Genomic DNA, 26287 nt, shown 5'->3' with positions numbered 1-26287 from the left:
CCGTCTGAACGGGAACCAATAAAACATGGATAAAGGAGGAGGACATGAGACCCCCTCCTTTCCATTTTTTTATAGTATTTTCAAATCAGGCTTTCGGCTTACAGGCCTTGATTTTTAAGGTAAACAGCTAGGTCTACACAACGGTTGGAGTATCCAGTTTCGTTATCATACCAAGATACAACTTTAACCATGTTGTTTTCAAGGATAAGAGTAGATAGACCATCTACTACAGAAGAGTGAGTGTTGCCATTGTAGTCAGTAGATACAAGTGGCTCGTCGCTGTATCCAAGGATACCTTTAAGTTTGCCTTCTGCTTCTGCTTTAAGCGCTTCGTTAACTTCTTCAGCAGTAACGTCTTTGTCAAGCTCCGCAACCAAGTCTACGATAGATACGTTCGCAGTCGGTACACGCATAGCCATACCGCTAAGTTTACCATCAAGGTGTGGAAGAACTTTAGCAACTGCTTGAGCAGCACCTGTTGTTGTAGGAATGATGTTTTCCGCTGCTGCACGCGCACGACGGTAATCCTTGTGTGGAAGGTCAAGGATCTGCTGGTCATTTGTGTAAGAGTGAACAGTTGTCATCATACCGCGTTTAAGACCGAATTTCTCGTCAAGTACCTTAGCATATGGAGCAAGGCAGTTAGTCGTACAAGAAGCGTTAGAGATTACATGGTGAGAATCTTTGTCGTATTTGTCTTCGTTAACTCCCATTACGACTGTAAGGTCTTCCCCTTTAGCTGGAGCAGAGATGATAACTTTCTTCGCGCCTGCATCCAAGTGTTTCTTAGCATCTTCACGTTGAGTGAAACGGCCGGTAGATTCAATTACGATATCTACACCGTGATCTCCCCAACCAAGTTGCGCAGGATCTTTTTCAGAAAGTACTTTAATTTCTTTACCACCAACGATAAGGTTGTCACCGTTTGTAGATACTTCCTGATCCAACTTACCATGTACAGTATCGTACTGTAGAAGGTGTGCAAGCATGTTAGCGTCTGTAAGGTCGTTTACTGCAACTACCTCAACGTCGTTGTTTTTCAACGCAGCGCGGAATACGTTACGTCCAATACGTCCAAAACCGTTAATACCAATTCTTACTGTCATGCAAAATTCCTCCTTGATGATTAAAAAATCATTTATTTAAAGGGATAAACCCCTTATTAACTCTTGTGCAGCCCCTTCATCCGTGATGAGGACATTACTTTGTCCGGGCTGGAAATAAGATGCGATCGCCTGGGCTTTGGAACGGCCGCCTGCGACAGCGATGACGTGCTCTGCATCCTTCAGATCTTCTAATTGAAGGCCGACGGTGCGGACTTTATGAACAACTTCCCCACTTCTATTGAAGTAATATCCGAAAGCTTCCCCGACAGCATGGTTCTCTTTAATGAGCTCCAGCTGTTCCCGGGATGTTTTCCGTCGTTCAGCCATCGTCAGGGCGTCTCCTACTCCGTGGATGACGATATCCGCATGGCGGATGATTTCAAGCACTTCTTTAATGGAAGGCTCTTTTTTTATCGTCATATAGGATTCTTCACTAAGTGGATCGGGTACATAAAGAAGACGATAGTCTCCTTTTGCTTTTTTGGCCATTTCAGCACAGATCGTATTGGCCTGATTCTCCACTCTCTCCCCAAGACCGCCGCGGGCAGGCACATACAGGCACTGGTCGGCTCCACGGTATGGACGCATCATTTGTGCGACAGCGGCCATCGTGGATCCACCTGTAATGGCGATTGCTTGATTCGGGACAATATGCCTTTTCAAATATTCGGTACACGCTTTTCCCATCTCTTGTTTAACCCAAGGGAGCTCATCGCTGTCTCCAGGAACAACAACAGCATAATCTAGGTTTAATTTATCCTTAAGCTGCTGTTCTAAAACCTTTATTCCCGTGACCTCTTTAATAAACTCGGCTAGCTGCTCAAGAATGTTCTGCCCTTCATATGTCAAATGCATACCTCTGGACGTAATCTCGACGGCGCCTTGTTTATTAAGAAAATCAACCTCACTTCGAACGGTACGCTCAGCGAGTGCTATGTTCTCCGCCAACGCCCTCCGCCCGACTGGCTGCATGATCTGAATGTAGTACAACAACTGATAACGCCGCTGCATAACGTCCAGAACGTCGGGGAATAATTTCTTCTGTAAGTCGATGAACGCTCTCATGGAAAAAGCTCCTTCTTTGAAATAATACCAACCGGGATAATTTATGTCCCAGCCAGTCATATTCTGTCCCGCTTGGAGCAAAAAAATATCTTATTACAGGTTTAATATTAACAGTCGCTCCGGCTAATCGCAAGCAGAATACGACACGTTTTTTATTGTAAACGCTTTTCCAACTGGAAATAGTCTATGCTTCTATAATCCAATGTCTCGCCTGAGATATCGACCACCGGTATTTCAAGTATATATTTCTCCAATAGATCTGGATTATCCTCAATATTTACTTCCAATACATGTGCATCGAACAGTTCGATCAACTGTTTTACCTCTTCACACAATTTACAACCCGGCCTGCTGTACAAGACTACCTCCTTCATATGAACACCCCTTTCCTTACAAAAAAGGCACGCTTATGAAGCGTGCCCGGTCTTATCGTAAAAACCATTGTCGATTTTCATTTTCCTCTTTTTCAGAAAGTCCGTTAACTCTTCGCCTACATAATTCTCGGGTGTACGTTTCAGCGACTCATAATTGAAGGACAGCTTCCGCTGACGCTGCATGTCGAACACGTGGATCCGTCTGTCTTCAGATATTTCCTCAGTCGACAACATTTTGTAACGGATTAGGTTTGTCATATATACCCCTTTTCTATTCCAAAGCGAAAAGTATCTCATCTATTATATAAATTCTAACATACTCCGACCCTTTAAGGAACTACATTACGATAGCAAAACCAAATAAATGTTCGTATCGTATTTGTGCGTATTTTGTATAACTTTAATCTAAAGAACATCTTTGTAACCGCAGTTCATCCTTCGAAAATCATTATATTTATATAATAACAGATACGCACAAAATAAAAACCCCGATCTTCTCAATGAATGATCGGGGTTTTTATCACATTATGTATTTTCAGCGCGCCTGAGAGGATTCGAACCCCCGACTGACGTAGAACCGGAATCTACCGCTCTATCCAACTGAGCTACAGGCGCATTAGCGACATGCAAAATCTATTATAAGGTTATTCTTAAAAAAACGCAACCTTTTCCACTACATTCCTGAAATCTTATTTATCAAGGAGGGAAATAAAGAGGAAAGGCAGAAAAATTATTCAATTACGACGTGCGACGTTTAGTAAGGAAATTTAAGGGTATGATGGTAGAAGGAAAATCGAGAAAAAGGTCGATCGTTTTTGTTTGACCTTCATTGACCTTAATTGTATGATTAATGTATTCCATCATATTGACTTGATGATAAGGAGGAATTTGAAATGAATCTAGTCCCAACAGTTATTGAACAGACAAACCGTGGAGAGCGTGCTTACGACATTTACTCCCGCTTACTTAAAGACCGTATCATCATGCTCGGCAGCCCGATCGATGATAATATCGCGAACTCTGTCGTTTCCCAGCTGCTATTCCTTGCCGCTGATGATCCGGAGAAAGATATCTCTCTATACATTAACTCTCCGGGTGGATCTATTACCGCAGGTATGGCCATCTATGATACGATGCAGTTCATCAAGCCTGATGTATCCACCATCTGTACAGGTATGGCAGCGTCTATGGGTGCGTTCCTCCTTAATGCAGGAGAACCCGGCAAACGTTACGCACTTCCTAACAGTGAAGTAATGATCCACCAGCCGCTTGGAGGTACGCAAGGACAAGCGACGGACATCGAGATTCACGCGAAACGAATTATTAAAATGCGTGAAAAATTAAACCAAATCCTTTCCGAGCGTACAGGTCAGCCGATTGAAGTAATCGAGCGCGACACAGACCGCGACAACTTTATGTCCGCACATGAAGCGGTAGAGTATGGTTTGATTGATAAGGTTATGACAAAAGTTACAGACAAATAACTCCAAAAAATCCTCTCCGGCGGTCAGCCGAAGAGGATTTTTTATTTTTTTGAAATCGATACCTGCTTTGCGCTCATTCTTTCACAAGAATGTCGTCAATTCTTCACGAATGCTGTCAGACGCTCTATCGCTTCCTGTTCATCTGTACCGTCAGCAATCAATTTGATTTCCTCGTCTGTTCCGACAGCAAGACTCATTAATCCCATAATGCTTTTCGCATTTACACGCTTCTCCGCCTTTTCTATAAACACATCAGCAGAAAACTTGTTGGCTTCCTGGACAAACTGCGCGGCCGGTCTTGCCTGAAGCCCTGTGTCCAATTCAATTTTCACTTGTTTCTCAATCATCACTCACGCTCCTCTCTATAAATACCGCTCCGTTGTAAGCGGATTCAGTCCGGTGTAAAAAAGAACGCTTTCCAAAATTATGAAAGCGTTGGATTACCTAATATTATAGCACGGATTTGTTGAGCTTACATCAGTTTCTTGAGTTTTCTGCAACTTCTCCTCTGCGTACCTTTTCAGCAAACTCGTCTATTTTCCGTAAACGATGATTGATTCCTGATTTACTGATGGCACCGCCTGAGACATACTCGCCCAGTTCTTTCAAGGAAACTTCCTGATATTGAAGCCGAAGCATAGCTATCTCCTGGAGTTTATCCGGAAGAGCTTCTAAACCAACCGTACGTTTTATGAACTTGATGTTCTCTACCTGACGGAACGCTGCACCGATCGTTTTATTCAAATTCGCCGTTTCGCAGTTGACGAGACGGTTCACCGAGTTTCGCATATCGCGTACAATACGTACGTCTTCGAATTTGAATAAAGCCTGGTGTGCTCCGATGTTACTAATCAATTCTGTAATTTTATCTGCTTCTTTCAAATACGTGATATAGCCCTTTTTTCTGCTCAGAGTGCGTGCATGAAGACCGAAACTGTTCATCAACGTACACAACGCTTCGTTGTGTTCCTCATCGGATGAGTAAATCTCTAAGTGATAGGAAGATGTCTCTGGATTGTTAACAGATCCCCCTGCAAGAAATGCGCCTCTTAAGTATGCACGTTTACAGCAGGTTTCTTGCAAATACTTCTCGGGAATCTCAGGATTTATCGACAGCGGCCCCTTTAATATTTCCAAGTCCTCCAGAACGATTTTCGCATTCTCCGTCAGCCTGACAATATAGACATTATTCTTTTTCAAACGCATTTTTTTCCTAACAAGCAGTTCTACCGGGTAGGGATAGAGCTTCTTGATGAGCGTATAGATTCTCCTCGCAATAGCCGCATTTTCCGTTTGGACATCGAGGATATATTCTCGATTTGAGAAGGAAAACGTCCCGTTCATTCTCACTAAAGCCGCCAATTCTGATTCCATGCAATGTGTGTCCGACTCTACATTGGTCAATTCTTTCTTAATTTCTGATGCAAATGACATGATGTCCACCCCCTTTGTCGAGAAGTTACCGTTTAAAGCATGGATTGCAGTAAACGGGCAATTTTCTCTGTATCATGACGAAGCATTGGCTTGCTCCTGTCTATGATGTCTTCTTCTATTACTTCTATTCCCATCGATTTGATCCGATCGATGTCATAAACTACCGGTTCTGCATTTTCCTCGGCGTATGCCTTCCTGACACCTCGATCAATCGGCTGATTATGGACAATGACCGACTGGAGTACACCTTCACCGATATGATCGAACAGTGCCTGGATGTGATCTGCTGCCGTATAACCGGAAGTTTCCCCTTCCTGGGTCATCACATTGCAGATATACGTCACTTTTGCTTTCGTTTCCCTTAATGCCTCTCCAATTTCCGGGATGATGATATTTGGAAGGATACTGGTATACAGGCTCCCCGGAGAGATGACAATCAAGTCTGCAGCATTGATTGCTTCGACCGCTTCCGGAAGTGGCTGCACCGGTGTAGGGCTTACAAACACCTTCTTGATCCTTTTATTCTGCTTAGGAATGAGCGATTCACCTGTAACAATGGTTCCGTCTTCCATTTCTGCATGCAGGCTCATCGAATGATTGGCGATCGGGTATATGTTTCCGCGCACGTTCAGCACCCGGGAGATTTCTTTAATACCCTGATAGAAGTCCCCGGTCATCGATGCCATCGCAGCCAGTAAAAGGTTTCCCATAGAGTGACCGGATAAGCCGTTCCCATTTGAGAATCTGTGCTGAAACAATTCCAGAAGCATTGGTTCTGCATCCGACAACGCAGCTACCACGTTTCGAATATCACCAGGAGCCGGGATTGCCATTTCCGTCCGCAGACGACCCGAGCTGCCTCCGTCGTCTGCTACGGTAACAATTGCGGATAAATCAATGGGGAGATACTTCAAACCGCGTAACAAGACCGGCATTCCAGTCCCGCCTCCTACGACGACGACGCGTGGTTTCGTCTTCTTATCCATCCCTTACCGACCCTTTCCCTTCTCAATGTCTCGATGAGTCACGTGGGTGACAAAGTCTGAGGAGAAATATTCGCACAAATGCTCAGCCAATGCGACAGAGCGGTGCTGACCGCCTGTACAACCGATCGCAACTACGAGCTGGCTCTTTCCTTCCCTTTTATACTGGGGAAGCATGAATTGGAGAAGATCCTTCAATTTCTCAAGGAATTTCTGAGTGTCCGACCATTTAAAAACATACGAAGACACCTCTGTATTCAATCCGGTTAGAGGACGCATGTGTTCCACGTAATGGGGGTTTGGGAGGAAACGAACGTCAAACATTAGATCTGCATCAATAGGCACCCCGTACTTAAAACCGAACGACACCATCTGGACAGAAAAGACCTGCTGTTCTCTCTGACGATAGTTCTCTATGATTTGTTCACGTAATTCTTTAGGCTTTAATGTGGTGGTGTCAATAATTTTCTGTGATCTTCCCCGAAGCTCATCCAACATCTTACGTTCTTTCCTTATCCCTTCAAGGGGAAGCCCGTCTTTCGCAAGTGGATGAGAACGCCTTGTTTCTTTATAGCGGGACACAAGTGATTGATCCTCTGCGTCGAGAAATAGAATATGCTCCTGCAACCACTCTTCTTTACCCAGCCGGTCCAGCGAGTCAAATAAGGAATCAAAGAATTCTCTTCCACGCAGATCCATGACAAGAGCCACGTTTTGTATATTATTGCTCGAATCTTTCATCAGTTCCAGGAACTTTGGAAGGAGAGCGGGTGGTAAATTATCGACACAAAAAAAACCGAGATCTTCAAAACTTTGAACAGCCACGGTTTTTCCTGCACCTGACATTCCTGTGATAATGACTAACTGCGTTTCATCTGTATCCATATGCATCGTTTGCATCGCTCCTCATTTTTCAGGCTGAGACGGTCCAGTTCCTTATCAAGCAACTGGAAGTCCGTCGTATATACAAATGTTCCATATACTTGTTCCTTACTGTTGAGAAGATGGCGGAAAATTTCCCGGTCTCCTTCAGCCATCGGCTTTTGAAGCACGTCGTCTACGTGTACCCACTCCAGTTCACCTTCTTCGCTGATTTCGAGGAGTTCTCCTGTATAGGAAGTGCTGTAAAAAGTGAACATCATCCATTCCTGAACGGTCGTTCCTTCTTCACGCATGACGAACGTGAAAGAACCGCGCATTTCAGGATCTGTGACGGTCAATCCCGTCTCTTCCCAAAATTCACGGACAGCTGAATCTTTGATGTTTTCGCCTGCTTCCATTTTCCCGCCCGGTGCTACATACCATCCTCGGCGCGGCTTTTTCAATAACAGTACATAATCATTCACATGTAATACACAGTTTGCTACACGTTGCATTCTCCAGTCACCTCTGTTTCTTTCTGAAAAGGCATCTTCCCCCATTATACAATGAATACACAGACGCCCACAATGATTGGATTGATACGCCTGGTCCAAAGCGCAAAAAAGGCACAGATGACATGCACCTGTGCCTGATGGAAAAATCTATTAAAGGGGGGTCAATTGCTTGATTTCATCATAACAAGTGAATGTTTCACACGTGTTACACATGCGTTAAAAAGCTGTGTTAATTGACCACTTTCAATTCTTCTAAAAGGTTCTCGATGTAGTGCTGCGCAGATTGAGCGGCGATACTGCCGTCACCAGTCGCAGTGACGATTTGCCGCAGCTCTTTCTCACGAATATCCCCGGCTGCAAAAATACCAGGAACTTTCGTTTCCATGTTTTCGTCTGTTTCAATATAACCTTGTTCATTCGTAATCCCAAGGCTTTCAAAAGGCTTACTCAGAGGATTCATTCCAATATAAATGAATGCACCGTTCGTATCAAATTCCTGCGTTTCGCCTGTTTTATTGTTGTGAAGTGTGACACTTCCCACTTTCCCGTCTTTATCATTGATGGATTTAACAACCGTATCCCAGATGAATTCGATCTTATCGTTATCAAATGCACGGTCTTGAAGGATTTTCTGTGCACGAAGCTCATCGCGACGGTGTATAATCGTAACTTTGCTGGCAAAGCGAGTGAGATATACCCCTTCTTCTACAGCGGAATCTCCGCCTCCTACAACGACGAGTTCTTTATCACGGAAGAAAGCTCCGTCACACACCGCGCAATAGGACACACCACGACCTCCGAGCTCTTTTTCACCCGGTACACCTAGTTCTTTATACTGGGCGCCGGTCGTCACGATGACAGCACGGGCTTTATACTCCTTATTACCGGCACGGACCGTTTTATATTCCTTGCCGTCTATAACTTCTTTAATATCTCCGTACGCATACTCCGCACCGAATTTCTTCGCGTGCTCGAACATTTTATTGGAAAGGTCCGGACCAAGAATGCTTTCATATCCAGGATAGTTCTCTACATCTTCCGTGTTTGCCATCTGACCGCCGGGTACGCCGCGTTCAATCATAAGCGTATCCAGGTTGGCACGGGAAGCGTATACGGCAGCAGTCATTCCAGCAGGACCGGCTCCTGCAATGATTACATCATAAATACGTTCTTCCGTCATTGATTATCCACTCCTTCGTTAGCATAGACACTGTTGTCTGATGTCTTAATCATAATAAATCAAGTGCAACCCGTCCATCAATGTGCTTAAATAAGCGGACTGCAAAACCGCATCGACATAAGACAAGCGCCGCAGTGAAGGACTGGACTTCACAGAAGCGCTCAGCTTATGTCCGTGTATGCAGGAAGGGAAGCCGCAGGATATTTATTATACCTCTTCCCACGGTCCGCCTTCATCCGCCATCTTAGGAAACTGTTTGCAGCCTTTTTCCCAAAGCTGAAGGGCCTTGGAAGGGTTGCCTGTATGATATACAGCAATGCTGTACCATTTATAATAGCCTCTCCGTCGAGTCACTTGTCTATCCTTCAATAGACGGAACCGATCCACGGCTTCCTGATAGTGGCCCGCCCTTGTAAGAATTTCGGCAATTGCCACCTTCTGTTGCTCATGCATCGGATAAACATTACGCAGCAGACGGACATAATTCATCGCTTCCTCCGTCTTTCCCTGTTTTAATAAAAAGACGGCCAGATTCACATAACTTTGGATGTTAGAATGATCTTCTTCCAATATCGAACGTTCAAATTCCAAAGCCGCCTCCTGATCGCCGTTCATAAATAATGCATAGGCATATTTATGCTTCGCAAGCGAAAATTCCGGAAATGATTCCATCATTTCCTCCAGAACACTCAATGCCTGAGGCCACTCTTCGTGCTCTAGGTGATAAAAAGCTGTCTCCTGATAGATAAGAAGTTCATCTTCATCTTCAAATGCCCAATCATCTTCTTCGTCCTCTTCTTCTAAGTTATCCAACATGTCCCGAAGCTGTAAGGCAGCGTCCTCGAACTCTCCGTCCTCTGCCTGTTCCAAATAGGTTTCTACATACTTCTTCGCGTCACTTAAAAGACCAAGATGTGCATAATTGTTCGCCATCAAATAATAGCAATCGACATATTCTTTGCCGAACTGCGCCAACACTTCCGTCAATACCTGATTGGCAGCATGATAAGAACCAACTTCCGTGTACACGACAGAAAGTTGGCACTGATAGAGCGGTTCATCGGGAGAAGCTTCCATCGCTTTTTTCAGCCACTTCACAGCAGCACTGAAACGACGCTTTTTGAAAGCCTGAATCCCATGGGTGAAATAAAACGACCCTGATGGAAGAAATGGGATAATATTCGTATCCTTTTGTGCCGCTGTTTCTTTTAGTGATGTCGTCATGACTGTCCCCCTATTTCCGTTTCCAATCTCACTAGTTATGCAGTATAACATAAATGTCGATATAGAAATAGGAGAAAAAGGTAACAAAATCAGGAGTGTCTCTGCTCCAACACTTTCAGCACTTCATCAAGAGGAACACCACAATCCGTCAGAACCATCATCAAGTGGAACAGAAGATCGGCCGATTCCATAGCCAGTTCTTTCGGATCGTCGTTCTTCGCTGCGATAATCACTTCCCCGGCTTCTTCTCCTATTTTCTTAGCGATTCTGTCGATGCCTTCTGCAAACAGCTGCCCTGTATAAGAATCCTCAGGGAGTGATGCTTTCCGTTCTGCAAGAATCGTCTGCAGTGTATCAAGAATCTGATACCGCTCTTCTTTAGGCTCTACGCCTGTGTTTGTCAGCTCCTCTGAAAAACAGCTGTAGTCCCCTTTATGACAGGCAGGACCAGCCGGGATAACCTGTACGAGCAAGGCATCCTGATCACAGTCATAGTGGATACTTGTTACACGCTGCGTATTCCCGGAAGTCTGACCCTTGTACCAAAGTTCTTCTCTGGAGCGACTGTAAAACACCGTTTCTTCTTTACGAAGGGTTTCTTTCAAAGATTCTTCACTCATGTAAGCAAGTGTCAATACAGTTTTAGATCTTGCATCCTGGACAATCGCAGGGACCAAGCCCTTTTCATCGTACTTCACATCGCTCATATTCATCGCACCGGCACTCCTTTTTCCTTCAAATAGGTTTTCACATTTGCTACGGATGTTTCTTTATAATGGAAGATCGAAGCTGCCAGGGCAGCGTCTGCATCGACCTCCGTGAATACTTCATGAAAATGTTCGGCGTGCCCCGCTCCTCCGGAAGCAATAACAGGAACGGAGACGACTTGCTGAACAGCTTTCAATAGCGGAAGGTCAAATCCGGTTTTTTCGCCATCTTTATTCATGGAAGTAAGGAGGATTTCACCGGCACCCAGTCGAACTCCTTCTTCCGCCCATTCGGTCACAAGCCAGTCTGTCGGTGTCCTCCCGCCGTGCGTGTAAACCCTCCAGTCTCCCGCTTCTTCGTCATACCTTGCATCAATGGCAAGCACGATGCATTGACTGCCGAAAAAATCTGAACCTTCTCGTATTAAATCCGGCCGTAATACTGCTGCGGAATTAAGGGACACCTTGTCTGCGCCGTTCCGAAGCGTCTCCTTCATATCTTCAAGGGTGCGAATGCCGCCACCTACAGTGAACGGTATCGCAAGCTCGGAAGCGACAGCCCTTACGACGTCAATCATCGTTTTCTTCCCTTCATGGGTTGCGGAAATGTCAAGGAAGACCAGTTCGTCCGCTCCTTGTTCATCATACACCTTCGCCAGTTCCACAGGATCACCGGCATCACGGATGTCGACAAATTGGATACCTTTGACAACCCGTCCCTCTTTTACATCCAAACATGGAATGATCCGTTTCGATAACATCAGTCCTCCTCCACTTCTAATGCTTCACGCAAAGTGAATTGATTCGTGTATAGCGCTTTACCGATTATAGAACCGACTACGTGCTTATCGCTGTATTCTTTCAGTTCTGTTAAATCATCCAGTCCTTTAATTCCACCGGAAGCAATGACATTAACACCGGTCTCTACGGCAAGCCGGGCTATTTCTTCCGTATTTGGTCCGGAAAGCATTCCATCTTTAGCAATGTCCGTATAAATAAACGTTTCCGCTCCTGCTTCGGCCAGCTCTTTACCTAAATCCACCGCACGAACCTTGGATTGCTCCAGCCATCCGGCTGTAGAAACGAAGCCATTCCTTGCATCAAGACCGATGGCAATCCTTCCGCCGTATTTCTTCAACAGTTGCTTCGTGGCTTCTGTGTCGCTGACGGCAAGTGAACCGATAATGACACGGTCAACTCCTTTATCCAAGTAGTAGCGTACATCATCTTCCGTACGGATGCCCCCGCCGATCTGGACACGACAATCGAGCTCTTCAGCTGTACGAATAACATATTCCGCGTTCTTTCTTGAACCCGCTTTGGCACCGTCAAGGTCCACCATATGGATCCATGATGCACCGGCTTCCGCGAACTCTTTTGCTACTTCAAAAGGGTTCTCGCCATAAATCGTCTCTTTTGCGAAGTCCCCCTGTTCTAAACGAACACACTTGCCGCCACGCATATCGATGGCCGGGTATATAGTGAAAGTCATGATTATACCACTCCCTGTTTACACATTACTTTGCAAAAATTCTCGAGCAGCTGCATCCCTGCCCGCCCACTCTTTTCCGGATGGAATTGACTTGCAACGAGATTTTCTTTACCGATGATCGCAGGAACTTCGACATGATAGTCGGAAGTCGCATAAAGAATTTCCCTGGCTTCAGTCCTGGCCACATAAGAATGGACAAAGTAGACATGTTCCGCTTTCACATTGGCAAGGAGAGGCTCGCCCGGCTTGTGAATATCAAGCTCGTTCCATCCCATATGAGGAACCTTATAAGACTTACCTTCTTCATCTACACCTGGAAAACGGGTGATGGTTCCTGGAAAGAGGCCTAAACCCTCCGTCCATCCGCCCTCTTCACTGGATTCGAATAGCAGCTGCATACCAAGACAGATCCCGTACAACGGAACACCTCTCGATACCTCCGCTTTGATGAATGGGATGAACCCATGAAGATCGAGAGCTTTCATCGCATCTGGGAAGGCTCCCACACCCGGCAGTATGTAGCCGTCGCAACCTTCCAGCAGTTCGGGACGGTCTCCGATACAATAGTCGACACCGATTCGCTCCAGCGCCTTGGAAACACTGAATAAATTGCCCATTCCATAATCAATTATTCCGATCATTTCACAAACTTCCTTTCGTACTCGGCACACCCTTCACACGCGGATCAATGGTCGTTGCTTCATCTAAGGCTCGCCCAAGCGCTTTGAACATAGCTTCGATAATGTGATGGGTGTTTATGCCGTGGTGTAGAACAATATGTAGGTTCATCCGCGCTTCGACTGCAAGCTTCCAGAAGAACTCATGGACGTTCTCCGTATCAAATGTACCTACCTTATCTTTGGGAAGTTCTGCTCTCCATTCCAAGTGCGGTCGATCACTCAAATCAACAGCCACCGTTACAAGCGTTTCATCCATAGGGAGCGTCATAGACCCGTAGCGCTTCATCCCGTACTTATCCCCGACAGCCTTCCTCAGTGCCTGTCCAAGGCAGATGCCTATGTCTTCGGTCAAGTGGTGATCATCCACTTCGATGTCCCCTTTACCATCCACCTTTAAATCGAACAGTCCATGCTTCGTAAACAGCTCCAGCATGTGTGACAGAAAGGGCACCTGCACATCCAAATCCGCTTTCCCCTGCCCGTCTACATTGAATTCCAGTCGGATATCTGTTTCTCTTGTCGTACGTTCAATTGCTGCACTTCTCGTCAATTCCATCGCTCCTTCCTGATTTCTACTGCTCTGGCGTGACCTTCGAGACCTTCAAGACGCGCAAAGCGGGCAATTTTATCTGCATTTCTTTTCAAGGCTGCCTCGCTGTAGGATATAACACTGGATTTCTTTAGAAAATCGTCGACCGTCAAAGGGCTGGAGAACCGGGCTGTACCGTTCGTCGGAAGCACGTGGTTGGGTCCAGCAAAATAATCCCCGACAGGTTCCGAGCTGTAAGGACCTAAAAAGACGGCTCCGGCGTTTTTGATCAGAGCAAGGTCGCGGAACGGATCCTCTGTTAGAACTTCCAGGTGTTCCGGTGCTATTTCATTCACCGTATCCACGGCCTCCTGCCATGTATCACAAATGATGATCATTCCGTAGTCTTCTACACTCTTTCTGGCAATATCTGACCTTGGCAGCACTTTAACCTGCGTCCGCACTTCTTCCTTTACAGCTTCTGCGAGCGCTGCACTTGTTGTTACAAGCACGCTTGAAGATCGCGCATCATGTTCCGCCTGGGAAAGGAGGTCGGCCGCCACTTCACCCGGAAACGCTGTGTCGTCAGCGAGGATGGCGATCTCACTGGGACCAGCTATCATATCGATATCCACATCCCCGAAAACTTCCCGTTTCGCAAGAGCCACGTATATATTGCCGGGACCGGTTATTTTATCAACAGGAGCTAAACTTTCTGTTCCATATGCCAATGCCGCAATCGCCTGGGCACCGCCCACTTTGAACACATTATCCACGCCCAGAATACGCGCCGCGACCAGGACACCCGCCGGCACTTTGCCATCACTTCCAGGAGGAGTGACCATGACAATACGTTCCACTCCGGCTACCTGCGCGGGAATGACATTCATAAAAACAGAAGATGGATAGGCAGCTGTCCCTCCCGGCACATACACACCTGCTGCTGCGATTGCTGTAATCTTCTGGCCGAGAATCGAACCGTCCTGCGTGGTGTCAAACCATGAATTCGGGAGCTGCTTTTCATGGAATCGGCGAATATTTGCCGCTGCCTCTTCCAAGATTTCTACATACCCGCCCTCTAGCGATTCGTAAGCCTCCTCGAATTCTGCTTCCGACACTTGGATGGAATTCAGCATAATACCGTCAAACTTTTGTGTGTAGTCTATAAGTGCCTGGTCCCCCATGACTTTAACATCCTGGATGATAGACTGCACCGTCTTCCGCTGCTCTTCTGTTCCTTGATCAACACTTCGCTTCAAGGAGATCCGGTCACTCTTCTTTACTATCTTCATGCCTTTTCTCCTTCCATGACCAGACTCAAATTGGTAACCATCTGTTCGATTTCCTCACTTTTCAGTCGGTAGCTGACCGGGTTCACAATTAAACGGGACGTAATTTCTGTGATTTTTTCATATTCGATCAGACCGTTCTCCTTAAGCGTACGACCTGTCGATACAATATCGACAATTCGATCAGCGAGACCGATCAGCGGTGCCAGTTCGATGGAACCATTAAGCGGAATGATTTCTATCTGTTCTCCCTGTTCACGGAAATAGTCGGAAGCGACTTTGGGATACTTAGTCGCAATCTTTGGAGCAATTCTGCTGAGCGGCTGATCAGGAAGACCAGCAACAGCAAGGTAACAAGGGCTGATTTTCAAATCGAGAACTTCATATACATCCCGGTCCTGTTCAAGTAGGACGTCCTTGCCGGCGATGCCGATATCTGCTGCCCCGTACTCGACATAAGTCACGACATCCATCGGTTTTGCCATCATCACTCGGATATTCTCATCAGGAAACTCCAAAATCAATTTTCTTGATTCATCAAGATCGGCGCCCAGTTCATAACCTGCCCGCTTCATTAGTTCCGCTGCTTCTTCATAAATACGTCCTTTCGGCATGGCAATCGTCAATGGTTTACTCATTCCCGCTACCACCTTTCGTTACATCCACCGTTTCTGCTAACTCCTTACGAAATGCTTGAATATCCGGGATTTGATCCATATGCTGAAGCAATACTTTTCTCCCCGTCTCCCGATAGTCAGAAGCTAGAGAAAGACCCTTCTGAAAGCTGTCATCATCGACAATGATTCCTACCCGTTCGTCGCTTCCTTCCCTCTCGTCCAATGCTTCCACTAGACGTTCCAGGTGAATGGCAAAGCCTGTAGCTGATGCATTCAGCTGGAAAGAAGGAAGCAGTGTATCGTATCGGCCGCCGTTGCAGAGCAGCGCACCTATGTGTGGTGCATACCCTTCGAATAGAATTCCTGTGTAGTAGTCCATATGGCTGATCAAATTCAGGTCGAAATGAATGTAGCGTTCGACGCCATATTGTTTGAGCAGTCGGAATAACTGCTTCAATTCATTTACCGCCTGCATACATGATTGATTACGGGCAAGGGACCGGCTTGCATCGAATATTTCTTCTCCGCCCTTCAAGTTTAAAAGCTGGAGCAAAGCATCCTGCTTATCCCCGCTGATCGTAAGTTCCTTGACCGCTTCTCTATATCCCACATAATTCTTACGGTATAAGTAATTCAAGAGCTTTTCCATTGTTTCCTGCTCTTCTCCGAGGAGGTCCTGGAAAAATGCCTTCACATAGCCGATATGCCCGACTGTAACGACAAAGTCCTGCAGCCCCGTCCGTTTCAAAGATTCGACGAGTAGTGCGATTACTTCCGCATCGGCATATGACGAATGATCACCAATCAGCTCCGTGCCTACCTGCTCGAACTGGGCAGGCTTCCCGCCTTCCGTCTGTTGCGCACGGAACACCGGTCCATCATAAGCAAGCCTGAGAGGGAACTCTGAGTTTTTAAGCTGGGATGCAGCCACTCTTGCAATTGGTGCGGTCATATCCGGGCGCAGCACCAACGTGTGTCCCTGCTGATCGAGAAGCTTGAACAATTGTGTATCAAGCGTAGCACTCACTTTTCCAACTGTTTCGTGATATTCCATGATCGGCGTATCCATAAAAGAATAGCCATAAGATAAGATTGTATCGGCTAATTTTTTACGTGCATTCGTTTTTTGATTATGAAAGAAGGGCAGCGTGTCTCGCATCCCTAAAGGTTTTTCAAACATTAGACGTTTAACCAACGGAACTCATCCTTTCCCCAAATCCTTTAGTCTGCTAACATGCTAACAAAATAAAGATAGTGCGTCAAACATCTTTTCCTTTTTTTGCTTTTATTCATCAATGATAGCAGAAAATGTCGAAATATTTCTGTAAATACGACATCTTATCATAAAAATATGCTTGAAATAGACGCTTTTCTCGTTTATTGCTAAAAATGGATTATATTTATTGCCTTCTGTTAACCTTTTCTCGAAGCACAGAAAAAGAGCCCCTCCATTAAGAAAGGCTCTTTTATCTTTCCCTTGTATTCATTAAAAATAAGAAAGCAATTAAAGAGGCTGGAATCTTCCCCCTCTCTTTCCACTCAATCAAACAGCCGGGCATCTTCTCAAACCGGTCCGCCGCTTCCGAAGGGATCGCACCACGCTTGATCATTGCCCATTCCTTACCAGCTTGATCTTTAACAAGAAAATGACCGATAAAGGCATCCCCTTCTGCAGTCCAGCGCTTATTATCCGTCCCGACATAGACAATCGTACGTTTCCCGGATTCCCGGTCTTTTGTTTCTTTGGTATAAGCGACGTACTCACCCGCATGGTTCTGAACGTACCCTCGCCAAGCAAATCCTCCTTTTTTCTCCATCGTGTACAAGAGGTTTCCTTCTCTGTCCGTCACTTCACATTCAAAGGAACGAATGTCAGACACAGAAAGCAATACAGAAAGCTTTCTCCAAAGCGGATACTTCCCCAGTTTCCTTTCCTCTGCTTCTGCATATACGGCTCCATCCATATCCACCAGCACCGCATGGGCGGAATCTAATGTTTTCTGACCGACATACATCCTGCCTGGGACCCTCTCAATGGTCAAGGACGTTTCGTCAGCCTTGACATGCATATCCGTTTTCTTTGCTTTCTTCCAATCAACAAAACCAGTTCGCAAAAGGCCGATTCCGCCCAGCGTGAAAGCGAATGAGTATAAACCCATGAATGCAATAGAGACAGACCGGTACCAAAATAGTTCAACAAGGAAAAGAACCGCTAATATGGACAGCACCGTCCCTGCCAGCAGTTGGCGTTTCGCATCCTTTTTAATAAGTTCCTCTACACTCGTCATATGTATCCCTCCTCTAACTGTTTCTACGGTTTGACTTAGAGAAAGGTTCCACTTCGCTGAAAACTGACTGTTGTTAACAAAAAAGCCTCTCCTAATTTGGAGAGGCTTCTTTAGAACGTCTTTATACAAACTCCACCGGTTTAACTGCTTCTTCAAGCAGAAGGTTCAGTTCTTTCGTGTACTCTTGTTTCTGCTGTTCGGAATACCCAAGTGCAGTCGTCAAGTATTCAATAACGGAATCCTTGTGCTCATGTACCCAGTTGATATCAAAGAACAGGGCACCTGTACGGCGGACAAAGAAATCGACCGGCTTCATAACCAGTTCATTCTCCAATCCGTACGTAAGCTGAGCGAATACAACAGGATCCACGCCGGCTTGTTCCGCTTCCTGCCTGCGATTCTTAAGGTTTTGGAAAACCTTATCGACATTAGCACCATACAGGCGGATCAATTTATCCGCTACTTTAGCGTCCAGGCCGATGGAATCTCCAATTTTCATCCGTTCTTCTTTGAATTTCTTAAAGCCTTTGGATCCGCCGACTTCCCCACCGGAAATAGGCATATGTTTCGTTTCTGAATCAGAGTAACGAATGCCGTACTCTTCCGTCAATTGATCACGAACAAGATCAACGGCTGTCTGTGCCATTTTACGATAACCGGTAAGTTTACCTCCGGCCATGGAAATAAGCCCGGAATCCGAAACGAAAATTTCATCCTTACGGGAGATTTCAGACGGATCTTTTCCTTCTTCATGAATAAGTGGACGAAGACCGGCCCAGCTGGATTCCACGTCATTGGCGTTAATTTCTACAGACGGGAACATCATATGAATAGAATTCAAGATATAGTCGCGGTCATCTTCAGTCATAGTCGGATGCGCAATATCTTCGTCATACGTCGTATCTGTTGTACCCACATAGGTCTTTCCATCACGAGGAATGGCAAAGACCATGCGGCCGTCCGGAGTATCAAAATAAATCGCTTGTTTCAATGGGAACTTGGCTTGGTCAAACACAAGGTGGACACCTTTCGTCAAATGAAGGGTCTTCCCTTTTTTGGAACCATCAATTTCACGTAATTCGTCTACCCACGGACCACCTGCATTAATAATTTTCTTCGCTTTCACGTGGTACTGTTCATTCGTTACTGTATCTTCGACTTTAGCACCGGCAAGCTTGCCGCCGTCATCATAAATGAAATCAACAACTTTCGTATAGTTCGAAGACAAGGCGCCGTGTTCAACTGCTTTCTTCATGACTTCCAGAGTCAAACGGGCATCGTCTGTTTTATATTCTACATAATAGCCGGCACCTTTCAGCCCCTCACTCTTAATCAAAGGCTCACGTTTAAGCGCTTCTTCCGCACTCATCATGGTACGGCGTTCTGATTTTTTAACACCTGCCAGGTAGTCATATACCCGCAGACCGATGTTCGTGGAGAACGGACCGAAGTTACCGCCTTCATGGAACGGCAGCAGCATCCATTCAGGAGTCGTTACATGTGGACCGTTCTCATAGACGATCTCCCTTTCTTTCCCTACTTCAGCGACCATCTTCACTTCAAATTGCTTCAAATAACGCAACCCTCCGTGAACGAGCTTTGTCGAACGGCTGGATGTACCTGCTGCATAGTCCTGCATTTCTACGACAGCTGTTTTCATTCCCCGGCTTGCCGCATCTAAAGCGATTCCGGAACCGGTGATACCTCCACCAATTACTAGAACATCCCACTCTTCCTGTGCCAAACGATTTAATTGATCCTGTCTTTCATAACTAGAAAGTGATTGCATACGATCTCTCCTTCTTCCATTGATGTTCAATTTAATCGGTCTGATAGGGGTATTCCCTAAAACGGGCCCAAATATGTGTCCGATTGCTCATCGAGCGGCCGTCTCTTCCGTAGGAGAATACAAAAAAAGAGACCACGAACACCTTTATGTATAAACATAAAGTTTCGTGGTCTCTCCGTATCTCCGACCAATTTGATTAACTTATGGGTATATTATATCCTACGCTCATACGTGTGTCAAAGGCTTTACTCTTCCTGTTTAAACACCCTTGTCGCCTCCACAGCCTTCTGCCAGCCTTGATAAAGTTTTTTCCTCTTCTCTTCCTTCATGGCAGGGTCGAACTCCCGCTCCATTTCCCATTGGGAATCTATATCTTTACGGTCTTCCCAGAATCCTACCGCAAGTCCCGCCAAATAGGCAGCACCAAGAGCCGTCGTTTCATTAATTCTCGGACGCTCCACCGTAACATTCAGAAGATCACTTTGGAACTGCATCAATAAGTTGTTTTTGACCGCTCCTCCATCAACACGCAGCTTTTTCAACTCAATTCCGGAATCCTCCACCATTGCATCAACGACGTCTTTCGTCTGATACGCAAGAGAATCGAGAGTTGCACGTACAAAATGGGCTTTCGTTGTTCCGCGCGTCAGTCCGAACACAGCTCCTCGTGCTTCACTATCCCAATACGGCGTTCCCAATCCTACAAAGGCAGGTACGACATACACACCTTCCGTTGAGTTGACACTGCCGGCAATTTCTTCACTGGCAGGAGATGATTCGATCATCTCCAGTCCGTCCCTGAGCCACTGAATAGCAGAACCGGAGACGAAAATGCTCCCTTCCAGTGCATATTCCACTTTTCCATCCAACCCCCAGGCAATTGTGGTCAGCAGGCCGTTATTGGACTTAACCGCCTCTTCTCCGGTATTCATCAACATGAATCCACCAGTACCATAGGTATTCTTAGCCATGCCTTTCTCAAAACAAGCCTGCCCGAACAAAGCTGCCTGCTGATCGCCTGCTATGCCGGCAATGGGAATATTTTTTCCGAAGAAGTGATAATCCACCGTTTCTGCATAGACTTCTGATGATTCTTTTACTTCCGGAAGCATACTGGACGGAACACCAAGAATTTCAAGGAGTTCATCATCCCACTTCAAATCGAAAATATTGTACATCAATGTCCGGGAAGCATTGGAATAATCCGTTACATGAGCCGCCTTCCCGGACAACTTATAGATAAGCCACGTGTCAATCGTTCCAAACATCAACTCTCCTTGATCCGCTTTTTCACGTGCTCCTTCTACATTGTCGAGAATCCATTTGACCTTCGTACCGGCAAAATAGGGATCGAGCAGCAGCCCCGTCTTTTCACGGAACGTCGGTTCATGTCCCTGCTCTTTTAACTCATTGCAGATCGGCTGCGTTTGTCTGCTCTGCCATACAATTGCCTTATGGACCGGCTTCCCTGTATTCTTGTCCCACACAACGGTTGTTTCCCTCTGATTTGTTATACCGATGCCGGCTACTTGATCCGCTTCGACATCCGATTTTCTAAGTACATCTGCAATACACGCAAGCACAGATGTCCAGATTTCATTGGCATCATGCTCCACCCAGCCCGGCTTAGGAAAATATTGTTCAAACTCCTTTTGACCGGTCTCCACGATTTCGCCTTCTTTATTGAATAAAATTGCTCGTGAACTGGTCGTCCCCTGATCGATCGATAAAATATATTTTTCCATCTTCATCACTCCTTTAATTGACTTGAGCCGCTTTTCTTAATTCCACCCTCATGGATGAGAGCAGGATGGCACCGACAAGGATTGTCCCGACCCAGAAAACGATCGTTGGTTCGCCCTCAAAAATGGCTTTATAAAACAATCCTCCATACATACCGCCGATGGCAGGACCAAGCACTGGTATCCAGGCATACCCCCAGTCCGACCCGCCTTTACCCGGAATTGGAAGAACCGCATGAGCGATCCGCGGTCCAAGATCACGGGCGGGGTTAATGGCATATCCCGTTGTAGAACCGAGCGACATCCCGATCGCTACAATCAATAATCCGACAATAAGCGGATTCAGACCATCCGTGAAATCATTGGCACCTATGAATAACAATCCCATCACCAATACGAATGTTCCAATCATTTCACTGACAAGGTTGGAGATTGGGCTCCGAATCGCGGGATCCGTACAGAAAATAGACTTTATAGCAAGCTGGTCCTCTGTATCTTTGAAATGGGGCAGGTAATGAAAATATACAATTGCAGCACCAATGAAGGCACCAATCATTTGAGCGGTGATATACTGTGGCACCTTTGACCATGGGAAATCTCCGACAATAGCGAATCCGAGCGTCACCGCTGGATTAATATGAGCATCGGTGATCCTTCCTACAGCATAGACACCTAAAGCTACCGCAAGCCCCCACGCGATGGTGATCAACACCCAATTCCCATCGGCCTTTGTTGCTTTTAAGTTAGCACCTGCGATGACACCGGCACCAAAAATAATCAAGATCATCGTCCCGATCAGTTCCCCGACGAATTCCGTCATATGCAACGACATCCCCTTTCTCCTATTGAACAGATCGAACAAAAAAACCACACAATATTAGTCACGCTAATGATTGTGTGGATCCGTCTGTCCCCTCACGAAAGGTGGTATGTATTCGTGATGCTAAAACTTCCATAATTCTGAACGTGAGGTGGAAACAGCTGAAGCTCCGGACGCAAGCGCTTTCTCAACCTCTTCATCTGTGCGTATCAAACCACCCGCAATCACCGGAACTCCTATACGATCCTTAATCTCTTTTATCATACCCGGCAAAATACCCGGTAAAACTTCCACATAGTCCGGGGATGTCTTCTGGATGATCTTCACGTTGTGTTCTATCGCCTGACTGTCTATCAGAAATAAACGTTGGACGGAGAGAATGCCATACTTCTTAGCCTGATGGATGACATGGGCTCTTGTACTGATCACACCATCCGGTTTTACTTCCTGACCAATGTATTCCATGCCGTAATCATCGGCCTTCAAACCTTGAATCAAATCGACATGGACCAATACTTTCTTACCTGCTTTCTGCCCCACCTTCACGAGCTTCCGCAATAGTCCGAGCCGGCTCTCCAGAAGAATAATGTAATCCGTGTTACTTTCCAAAAGCGTTTCAAATTCCTTTATTTTCTTAACAGCGGGCAGTACCGGCTGGCTGAAGCTCATAACGTCTCCTCTTTTCCCTGCATGTTGTTCCTCTCTTCCATTTGGTCTTTCGTATAGATGATCTGCATCGGGTTACCACCGACAAAGGCTCCGGCAGGAACGTCTTTATGCACAAGCGTCCCTGCCGATACAACAGCTCTGTCTCCAATTGTGACACCAGGAAGAATCGTCGTGTTTGCACCGATCAAGACTTCATCTCCAATGTCAATTATCCCCAAACGATATTCATCGATTAAATATTCATGAGCAAGAATCGTCGTATTGTAGCCGATAACCGAATTCCGTCCGACACGGATCTTCTCCGGAAACATAATATCCACCATGACCATGAGCGCAAATGCCGTCTGCCCTCCGACTTCCATCCTTAAAAAGGTTCGATAAAGCCAATTTTTCAACCCGAGAAACGGCGTGTATCTTGCCACCTGAATAATGACAAAATTTTTTACCACTTTAGTGAACGGAACGGTCTTGTAGATGTGCCAAAGTGAGTTGCCGCCTTCCACCGGATAACGATCCGTCTTCCTCATTCCTTCAACCCCTTGTAATGGAAAGCAGGTCGCGCATGTTGGACAGCATGTAATCCGGATTTAACTCATCCAAAACGCGTCTTCCCTTTATTGTCCACGCCACGCCTGCGGTCTTTGTGCCGGCGTTCTGTCCTGCTTCAATATCATGCGTGTTGTCTCCGACCATCAATGCTTCCGATGCTTTGGAACCTAAATGATCGAGTGCTTTGACAATTGGTTCCGGATGCGGCTTCGCATTCGTGACATCATCCAGGGTGATGATCGTTTCGAACATACCGGCAAGACCGGTCATTTCCAGCCCCATCTGGACGGTGTGACGCATTTTCGTAGTGACGATTCCGAGGTGGTATCCCTCTTCCTTCAATGTCTGAATCGTCTCCACCACTCCTTCATATGCTTTCACATACTTGTCATGATTTTCCACATTGTGTTCCCGATAAACTTCAATCATTTCCTGTACTTTATCAGGGTTAACTTTCCTCAGACTTTCTATAAGAGGCGGACCGATAAAATCAAGGATTTCCTCCCTGCTGTAAGGACGATCTGCAAATTGCTCAATGGTGTGTGTAAAGGAAGCGATGATCAGTTCGTTCGTGTCGATCAGCGTTCCGTCCAAGTCAAAGAGAATGGTACGTATGCTCATTAGTAGAATCCTTCCTATCTTGGTGTAGTCTGTTCCAAACAAAACCGATGACCGCAGTCAAAATAACAGCCGTGAGCAACCGGATAACAAGCAGAGGCCATACCGGTATTCCGAGCGGGATAAAGACAAGCGTATCTTCGACCACTGCGTGACAGGAGACAAGAAAGATCACTGCGAGTGTCATATCTTTCTTTGAAACGCCGTCTTCTTTGACCGCCTGAATCATCAACCCGGCCCCATACGCGAGACCGATCGTTAACCCGGCAACAAGCGTCATAGACGTGTTTCTCTCCATACCGAGGAAGCGGGTCGCAGGCGCAATCCAGCCCGAGAAGCGATCGAGCCACCCTCGTTCCCTTAAGTACTGCATGACAATCATGAGCGGAATAACAATCAATGCCAGTTGGACGATCCCCATGAAGGCCGTCTGAACTCCGTGAAAGATAATTGCTGACCAGCCTTCCGGATCAGCTGCCTGCTCAGGAGCGAGGCCGTATTGGGCGATTTCACTGCCGCCGTTCCAGACGAGGTTGACCGTCACCGCAGCAAGAAGTGCCAAACCCACGCGGACGCAGATAACGATCCACCAGCTGACTCCAACTTTCTTGGCAACCGTCGATTCAATTAATAGGTTGTGCGAGAAGGACAGCATGATTGCCATGATGAATACTTCTTTGACCGTGAATTCAAATGACAAGATTGCGGCTATTCCCGCATACAAGTTCAATGCATTACCTAAAACAAGTGGAACCGCCGCTTCTCCAGATAGACCAATCCACCGCATCATCGGTTCCAACCGATCAATGACCCAAGGTAAAACAGGGGTGTATTGAAGAATCGTTACAATCAACGTTACAGGAAAGATGACCTTCCCCAACGTCCATGTCAAATCAATCCCTTTTCGAGCCCCTCTTTTCGCAACACCCATCATGGCACATGCTCCTTTATTTTACTTTTTTTCCACTATAATATTTATCCGCCATTCCTGACTTCCTGCGATAAATGATCAGAATGACAGATAAGACAATCAGCACGATCGAAATGAACTGAGCTGTGCGGATTTCAGCAAATAGATACAGGCTGTCCGTCCGCATTCCTTCGATAAAATAGCGTCCGACGGAATACCAGATGACATAGCTCAGGAAAACTTCTCCTCGACGAGGATCGAATTTGTGACGAAGAATCAGCAATAAGATGAATCCGATGATGCTCCAAAGCGATTCATAGAGGAACGTAGGATGATAGACGGTCCCTTCTATACACATCTGTTGATTAATAAAGTCGGGCAGATACTGCATGTAATTATTATAGAACGATTCAGAGACCGGGCCTCCGTGCGCTTCCTGATTCATGAAATTACCCCAGCGTCCGATTGCCTGTCCGAGAATGATGCTCGGTGCGGCAATGTCGGCCATCTGCCAAAAGGACAGCTTCTTCGCACGGGTATAAAGATAGGCGGTTAATACAGCTCCGATCAAACCGCCGTGTATAGCAATTCCGCCTTCCCATACGGCGAAAACTTTCCACCACGGCCCTCCCGCATACCGATCCCATTCAAACAGAACGTAGTAGGCACGGGCACAGATAATAGCTGCCGGAATCGCATAAACCACGATATCCACCATGTAATCTTTCTTTAAACCAAGTCGTTCCGTCTCCCTTGTTGCTATGAGCAGCCCAAGAAAGGCTCCGGTGGCGATAATCAACCCATACCAGTAGATGGTGAGAGGACCGAGCTGGAGGAACACCGGATTCAACGGTTCTGGTGTACAAACTTGCATGATGTATTTCCTCCTTTACTCCGTCTCTTTATCTTGGTCAATCACTTTAGTCAAACGTTCTGAGAACTCTTCTGCTGCATTGACGCCCATCCGTTTCAAACGGAAATTCATTGCTGCCACTTCGATGATAACAGCCAGGTTTCTTCCCGGTCGTACAGGAATGGTCGCCTTCGGAACTTCGACATCCATGATCTTCATCGTTTCTTCTTCGAGACCGAGACGGTCGTATTGTTTATTCTTATCCCAAAGCTCCAGATCAATGACAAGAGTGATTCGCTTGAAACTGCGGACAGCACCGGCACCGAACAATGTCATCACATTGATAATGCCGAGACCACGGATTTCCAATAGATGTTCAATCAAAGGGGGACTGTTCCCGATCAATGTATCGTAGTCTTCTTGACGAATCTCTACACTATCGTCCGCAACGAGCCTGTGCCCTCTCTTGACAAGTTCGAGCGCTGTTTCACTTTTACCGACGCCGCTTT

The 26287-nt window shown here is 46.2% G+C and carries 29 protein-coding genes, 1 tRNA gene and 1 pseudogene; 1 reads left to right on the top strand and 30 read right to left on the bottom strand.

Annotated elements, in window-relative coordinates:
* Positions 1-98: 98 nt before the first annotated feature.
* The 5 genes from gap to D479_RS04330 form a co-directional block, all read right to left on the bottom strand.
* Positions 99-1106, bottom strand: coding sequence for a type I glyceraldehyde-3-phosphate dehydrogenase (gene gap, locus D479_RS04350; RefSeq protein ID WP_008634098.1), 1008 nt, complete (start codon positions 1104-1106; stop codon positions 99-101).
* A gap of 36 nt (positions 1107-1142) precedes the next feature.
* Positions 1143-2171, bottom strand: a complete 1029-nt coding sequence (locus D479_RS04345) for a sugar-binding transcriptional regulator (protein WP_026578235.1) — start codon at positions 2169-2171, stop codon at positions 1143-1145.
* A gap of 152 nt (positions 2172-2323) precedes the next feature.
* Positions 2324-2545 carry a glutaredoxin family protein gene (locus D479_RS04340; RefSeq protein ID WP_008634095.1) on the bottom strand — a complete coding sequence of 74 codons (222 nt, stop codon included), beginning with the start codon at positions 2543-2545 and terminating at the stop codon, positions 2324-2326.
* 33 nt (positions 2546-2578) lie between these two features.
* The gene (locus D479_RS04335) at positions 2579-2803 is read right to left on the bottom strand and encodes a hypothetical protein (protein ID WP_008634094.1); all 225 of its coding nucleotides are present in this window, start codon (positions 2801-2803) and stop codon (positions 2579-2581) included.
* Between the two features lie 281 nt (positions 2804-3084).
* A tRNA-Arg gene (locus D479_RS04330) sits at positions 3085-3160 on the bottom strand.
* A 278-nt stretch (positions 3161-3438) separates the two neighbouring features.
* Between D479_RS04330 and clpP the strand changes: the two genes are divergently transcribed.
* Positions 3439-4029, top strand: a complete 591-nt coding sequence (gene clpP, locus D479_RS04325) for an ATP-dependent Clp endopeptidase proteolytic subunit ClpP (protein WP_008634093.1) — start codon at positions 3439-3441, stop codon at positions 4027-4029.
* A gap of 95 nt (positions 4030-4124) precedes the next feature.
* On the opposite strand, the gene D479_RS04320 is transcribed toward clpP, so the two are convergent.
* From D479_RS04320 to D479_RS04200, 25 genes and pseudogenes are all read right to left on the bottom strand, one after another.
* Positions 4125-4376, bottom strand: coding sequence for an HPr family phosphocarrier protein (locus D479_RS04320; protein ID WP_008634092.1), 252 nt, complete (start codon positions 4374-4376; stop codon positions 4125-4127).
* A gap of 130 nt (positions 4377-4506) precedes the next feature.
* Positions 4507-5463 (bottom strand): DNA-binding protein WhiA, encoded by a 957-nt coding sequence (gene whiA / locus D479_RS04315; RefSeq protein WP_008634091.1) that lies wholly within the window; start codon positions 5461-5463, stop codon positions 4507-4509.
* A 32-nt stretch (positions 5464-5495) separates the two neighbouring features.
* The gene (locus D479_RS04310) at positions 5496-6449 is read right to left on the bottom strand and encodes a YvcK family protein (protein WP_008634090.1); all 954 of its coding nucleotides are present in this window, start codon (positions 6447-6449) and stop codon (positions 5496-5498) included.
* Positions 6450-6452: 3 nt separating this feature from the next.
* Positions 6453-7337, bottom strand: a complete 885-nt coding sequence (gene rapZ, locus D479_RS04305; protein WP_039870772.1) for an RNase adapter RapZ — start codon at positions 7335-7337, stop codon at positions 6453-6455.
* The gene (locus D479_RS04300) at positions 7307-7822 is read right to left on the bottom strand and encodes an 8-oxo-dGTP diphosphatase (RefSeq protein WP_008634085.1); all 516 of its coding nucleotides are present in this window, start codon (positions 7820-7822) and stop codon (positions 7307-7309) included. The genes rapZ and D479_RS04300 overlap by 31 nt, the downstream gene beginning before the upstream one ends.
* A gap of 229 nt (positions 7823-8051) precedes the next feature.
* A complete protein-coding gene (trxB, locus tag D479_RS04295; protein ID WP_008634082.1) occupies positions 8052-9002 on the bottom strand; it encodes a thioredoxin-disulfide reductase in 951 nt (316 codons plus the stop codon).
* Between the two features lie 207 nt (positions 9003-9209).
* Positions 9210-10226, bottom strand: a complete 1017-nt coding sequence (locus D479_RS04290) for a tetratricopeptide repeat protein (RefSeq protein ID WP_008634081.1) — start codon at positions 10224-10226, stop codon at positions 9210-9212.
* A gap of 89 nt (positions 10227-10315) precedes the next feature.
* A complete protein-coding gene (hisIE, locus tag D479_RS04285; RefSeq protein ID WP_008634079.1) occupies positions 10316-10939 on the bottom strand; it encodes a bifunctional phosphoribosyl-AMP cyclohydrolase/phosphoribosyl-ATP diphosphatase HisIE in 624 nt (207 codons plus the stop codon).
* Positions 10936-11694 (bottom strand): imidazole glycerol phosphate synthase subunit HisF, encoded by a 759-nt coding sequence (gene hisF / locus D479_RS04280; protein WP_008634077.1) that lies wholly within the window; start codon positions 11692-11694, stop codon positions 10936-10938. Before hisF ends, hisIE begins: the two co-directional genes overlap by 4 nt.
* Positions 11694-12425, bottom strand: coding sequence for a 1-(5-phosphoribosyl)-5-[(5-phosphoribosylamino)methylideneamino]imidazole-4-carboxamide isomerase (gene hisA / locus D479_RS04275; RefSeq protein WP_008634075.1), 732 nt, complete (start codon positions 12423-12425; stop codon positions 11694-11696). The genes hisF and hisA overlap by 1 nt, the downstream gene beginning before the upstream one ends.
* 2 nt (positions 12426-12427) lie before the next feature.
* Positions 12428-13066 (bottom strand): imidazole glycerol phosphate synthase subunit HisH, encoded by a 639-nt coding sequence (hisH, locus tag D479_RS04270; protein ID WP_008634071.1) that lies wholly within the window; start codon positions 13064-13066, stop codon positions 12428-12430.
* Between the two features lies 1 nt (position 13067).
* Complete coding sequence (hisB, locus tag D479_RS04265) at positions 13068-13661, bottom strand: imidazoleglycerol-phosphate dehydratase HisB (protein ID WP_039870769.1); 594 nt, start codon at positions 13659-13661, stop codon at positions 13068-13070.
* On the bottom strand, positions 13652-14926 hold the full coding sequence (gene hisD, locus D479_RS04260; protein ID WP_008634067.1) for a histidinol dehydrogenase: 1275 nt from the start codon (positions 14924-14926) through the stop codon (positions 13652-13654). Before hisD ends, hisB begins: the two co-directional genes overlap by 10 nt.
* A complete protein-coding gene (gene hisG / locus D479_RS04255; RefSeq protein ID WP_008634065.1) occupies positions 14923-15561 on the bottom strand; it encodes an ATP phosphoribosyltransferase in 639 nt (212 codons plus the stop codon). Before hisG ends, hisD begins: the two co-directional genes overlap by 4 nt.
* A complete protein-coding gene (locus D479_RS04250) occupies positions 15554-16735 on the bottom strand; it encodes an ATP phosphoribosyltransferase regulatory subunit (RefSeq protein WP_008634063.1) in 1182 nt (393 codons plus the stop codon). Before D479_RS04250 ends, hisG begins: the two co-directional genes overlap by 8 nt.
* A gap of 271 nt (positions 16736-17006) precedes the next feature.
* Entirely contained in the window at positions 17007-17828 is an 822-nt protein-coding gene (locus D479_RS04245) for a hypothetical protein (protein ID WP_008634061.1), read from the bottom strand.
* A 121-nt stretch (positions 17829-17949) separates the two neighbouring features.
* Positions 17950-19617: a glycerol-3-phosphate dehydrogenase/oxidase gene (locus D479_RS04240; RefSeq protein WP_008634058.1), complete on the bottom strand. Its 1668-nt coding sequence runs from the start codon at positions 19615-19617 to the stop codon at positions 17950-17952.
* Between the two features lie 245 nt (positions 19618-19862).
* On the bottom strand, positions 19863-21362 hold the full coding sequence (glpK, locus tag D479_RS04235; RefSeq protein WP_008634055.1) for a glycerol kinase GlpK: 1500 nt from the start codon (positions 21360-21362) through the stop codon (positions 19863-19865).
* A 13-nt stretch (positions 21363-21375) separates the two neighbouring features.
* Positions 21376-22179, bottom strand: coding sequence for an MIP/aquaporin family protein (locus tag D479_RS04230; protein WP_026578229.1), 804 nt, complete (start codon positions 22177-22179; stop codon positions 21376-21378).
* A gap of 123 nt (positions 22180-22302) precedes the next feature.
* Entirely contained in the window at positions 22303-22848 is a 546-nt protein-coding gene (locus D479_RS04225; protein ID WP_008634049.1) for a glycerol-3-phosphate responsive antiterminator, read from the bottom strand.
* Positions 22845-23375: an acyltransferase gene (locus D479_RS04220; protein WP_008634047.1), complete on the bottom strand. Its 531-nt coding sequence runs from the start codon at positions 23373-23375 to the stop codon at positions 22845-22847. Before D479_RS04220 ends, D479_RS04225 begins: the two co-directional genes overlap by 4 nt.
* A gap of 4 nt (positions 23376-23379) precedes the next feature.
* Positions 23380-24018, bottom strand: a complete 639-nt coding sequence (ppaX, locus tag D479_RS04215; RefSeq protein WP_008634045.1) for a pyrophosphatase PpaX — start codon at positions 24016-24018, stop codon at positions 23380-23382.
* Complete coding sequence (locus D479_RS04210; protein ID WP_026578227.1) at positions 23993-24949, bottom strand: nucleoside recognition domain-containing protein; 957 nt, start codon at positions 24947-24949, stop codon at positions 23993-23995. Before D479_RS04210 ends, ppaX begins: the two co-directional genes overlap by 26 nt.
* Positions 24950-24962: 13 nt before the next feature.
* Positions 24963-25799, bottom strand: a complete 837-nt coding sequence (gene lgt / locus D479_RS04205; RefSeq protein WP_008634040.1) for a prolipoprotein diacylglyceryl transferase — start codon at positions 25797-25799, stop codon at positions 24963-24965.
* A gap of 15 nt (positions 25800-25814) precedes the next feature.
* A pseudogene (locus D479_RS04200) lies at positions 25815-26287 on the bottom strand (HPr kinase/phosphorylase); the annotation flags it as partial.

It is taken from the genome of Halobacillus sp. BAB-2008, from assembly GCF_000328325.1.
Lineage (GTDB): Bacteria > Bacillota > Bacilli > Bacillales > Halobacillaceae > Halobacillus.
This window is presented reverse-complemented; position numbering and strand designations above follow the sequence as displayed.

Bases quoted from the DNA above. Each gene is read 5' to 3' on its own strand.
- gap (WP_008634098.1), bottom strand. From the start codon at position 1,106: ATGACAGTAAGAATTGGTATTAACGGTTTTGGACGTATTGGACGTAAC.
- D479_RS04345 (WP_026578235.1), bottom strand. From the start codon at position 2,171: ATGAGAGCGTTCATCGACTTACAGAAGAAATTATTCCCCGACGTTCTG.
- D479_RS04340 (WP_008634095.1), bottom strand. From the start codon at position 2,545: ATGAAGGAGGTAGTCTTGTACAGCAGGCCGGGTTGTAAATTGTGTGAA.
- D479_RS04335 (WP_008634094.1), bottom strand. From the start codon at position 2,803: ATGACAAACCTAATCCGTTACAAAATGTTGTCGACTGAGGAAATATCT.
- clpP (WP_008634093.1), top strand. From the start codon at position 3,439: ATGAATCTAGTCCCAACAGTTATTGAACAGACAAACCGTGGAGAGCGT.
- D479_RS04320 (WP_008634092.1), bottom strand. From the start codon at position 4,376: ATGATTGAGAAACAAGTGAAAATTGAATTGGACACAGGGCTTCAGGCA.
- whiA (WP_008634091.1), bottom strand. From the start codon at position 5,463: ATGTCATTTGCATCAGAAATTAAGAAAGAATTGACCAATGTAGAGTCG.
- D479_RS04310 (WP_008634090.1), bottom strand. From the start codon at position 6,449: ATGGATAAGAAGACGAAACCACGCGTCGTCGTCGTAGGAGGCGGGACT.
- rapZ (WP_039870772.1), bottom strand. From the start codon at position 7,337: ATGCATATGGATACAGATGAAACGCAGTTAGTCATTATCACAGGAATG.
- D479_RS04300 (WP_008634085.1), bottom strand. From the start codon at position 7,822: ATGCAACGTGTAGCAAACTGTGTATTACATGTGAATGATTATGTACTG.
- trxB (WP_008634082.1), bottom strand. From the start codon at position 9,002: ATGACGGAAGAACGTATTTATGATGTAATCATTGCAGGAGCCGGTCCT.
- D479_RS04290 (WP_008634081.1), bottom strand. From the start codon at position 10,226: ATGACGACATCACTAAAAGAAACAGCGGCACAAAAGGATACGAATATT.
- hisIE (WP_008634079.1), bottom strand. From the start codon at position 10,939: ATGAATATGAGCGATGTGAAGTACGATGAAAAGGGCTTGGTCCCTGCG.
- hisF (WP_008634077.1), bottom strand. From the start codon at position 11,694: ATGTTATCGAAACGGATCATTCCATGTTTGGATGTAAAAGAGGGACGG.
- hisA (WP_008634075.1), bottom strand. From the start codon at position 12,425: ATGACTTTCACTATATACCCGGCCATCGATATGCGTGGCGGCAAGTGT.
- hisH (WP_008634071.1), bottom strand. From the start codon at position 13,066: ATGATCGGAATAATTGATTATGGAATGGGCAATTTATTCAGTGTTTCC.
- hisB (WP_039870769.1), bottom strand. From the start codon at position 13,661: ATGGAATTGACGAGAAGTGCAGCAATTGAACGTACGACAAGAGAAACA.
- hisD (WP_008634067.1), bottom strand. From the start codon at position 14,926: ATGAAGATAGTAAAGAAGAGTGACCGGATCTCCTTGAAGCGAAGTGTT.
- hisG (WP_008634065.1), bottom strand. From the start codon at position 15,561: ATGAGTAAACCATTGACGATTGCCATGCCGAAAGGACGTATTTATGAA.
- D479_RS04245 (WP_008634061.1), bottom strand. From the start codon at position 17,828: ATGACGAGTGTAGAGGAACTTATTAAAAAGGATGCGAAACGCCAACTG.
- D479_RS04240 (WP_008634058.1), bottom strand. From the start codon at position 19,617: ATGCAATCACTTTCTAGTTATGAAAGACAGGATCAATTAAATCGTTTG.
- glpK (WP_008634055.1), bottom strand. From the start codon at position 21,362: ATGGAAAAATATATTTTATCGATCGATCAGGGGACGACCAGTTCACGA.
- D479_RS04230 (WP_026578229.1), bottom strand. From the start codon at position 22,179: ATGACGGAATTCGTCGGGGAACTGATCGGGACGATGATCTTGATTATT.
- D479_RS04225 (WP_008634049.1), bottom strand. From the start codon at position 22,848: ATGAGCTTCAGCCAGCCGGTACTGCCCGCTGTTAAGAAAATAAAGGAA.
- D479_RS04220 (WP_008634047.1), bottom strand. From the start codon at position 23,375: ATGAGGAAGACGGATCGTTATCCGGTGGAAGGCGGCAACTCACTTTGG.
- ppaX (WP_008634045.1), bottom strand. From the start codon at position 24,018: ATGAGCATACGTACCATTCTCTTTGACTTGGACGGAACGCTGATCGAC.
- D479_RS04210 (WP_026578227.1), bottom strand. From the start codon at position 24,949: ATGATGGGTGTTGCGAAAAGAGGGGCTCGAAAAGGGATTGATTTGACA.
- lgt (WP_008634040.1), bottom strand. From the start codon at position 25,799: ATGCAAGTTTGTACACCAGAACCGTTGAATCCGGTGTTCCTCCAGCTC.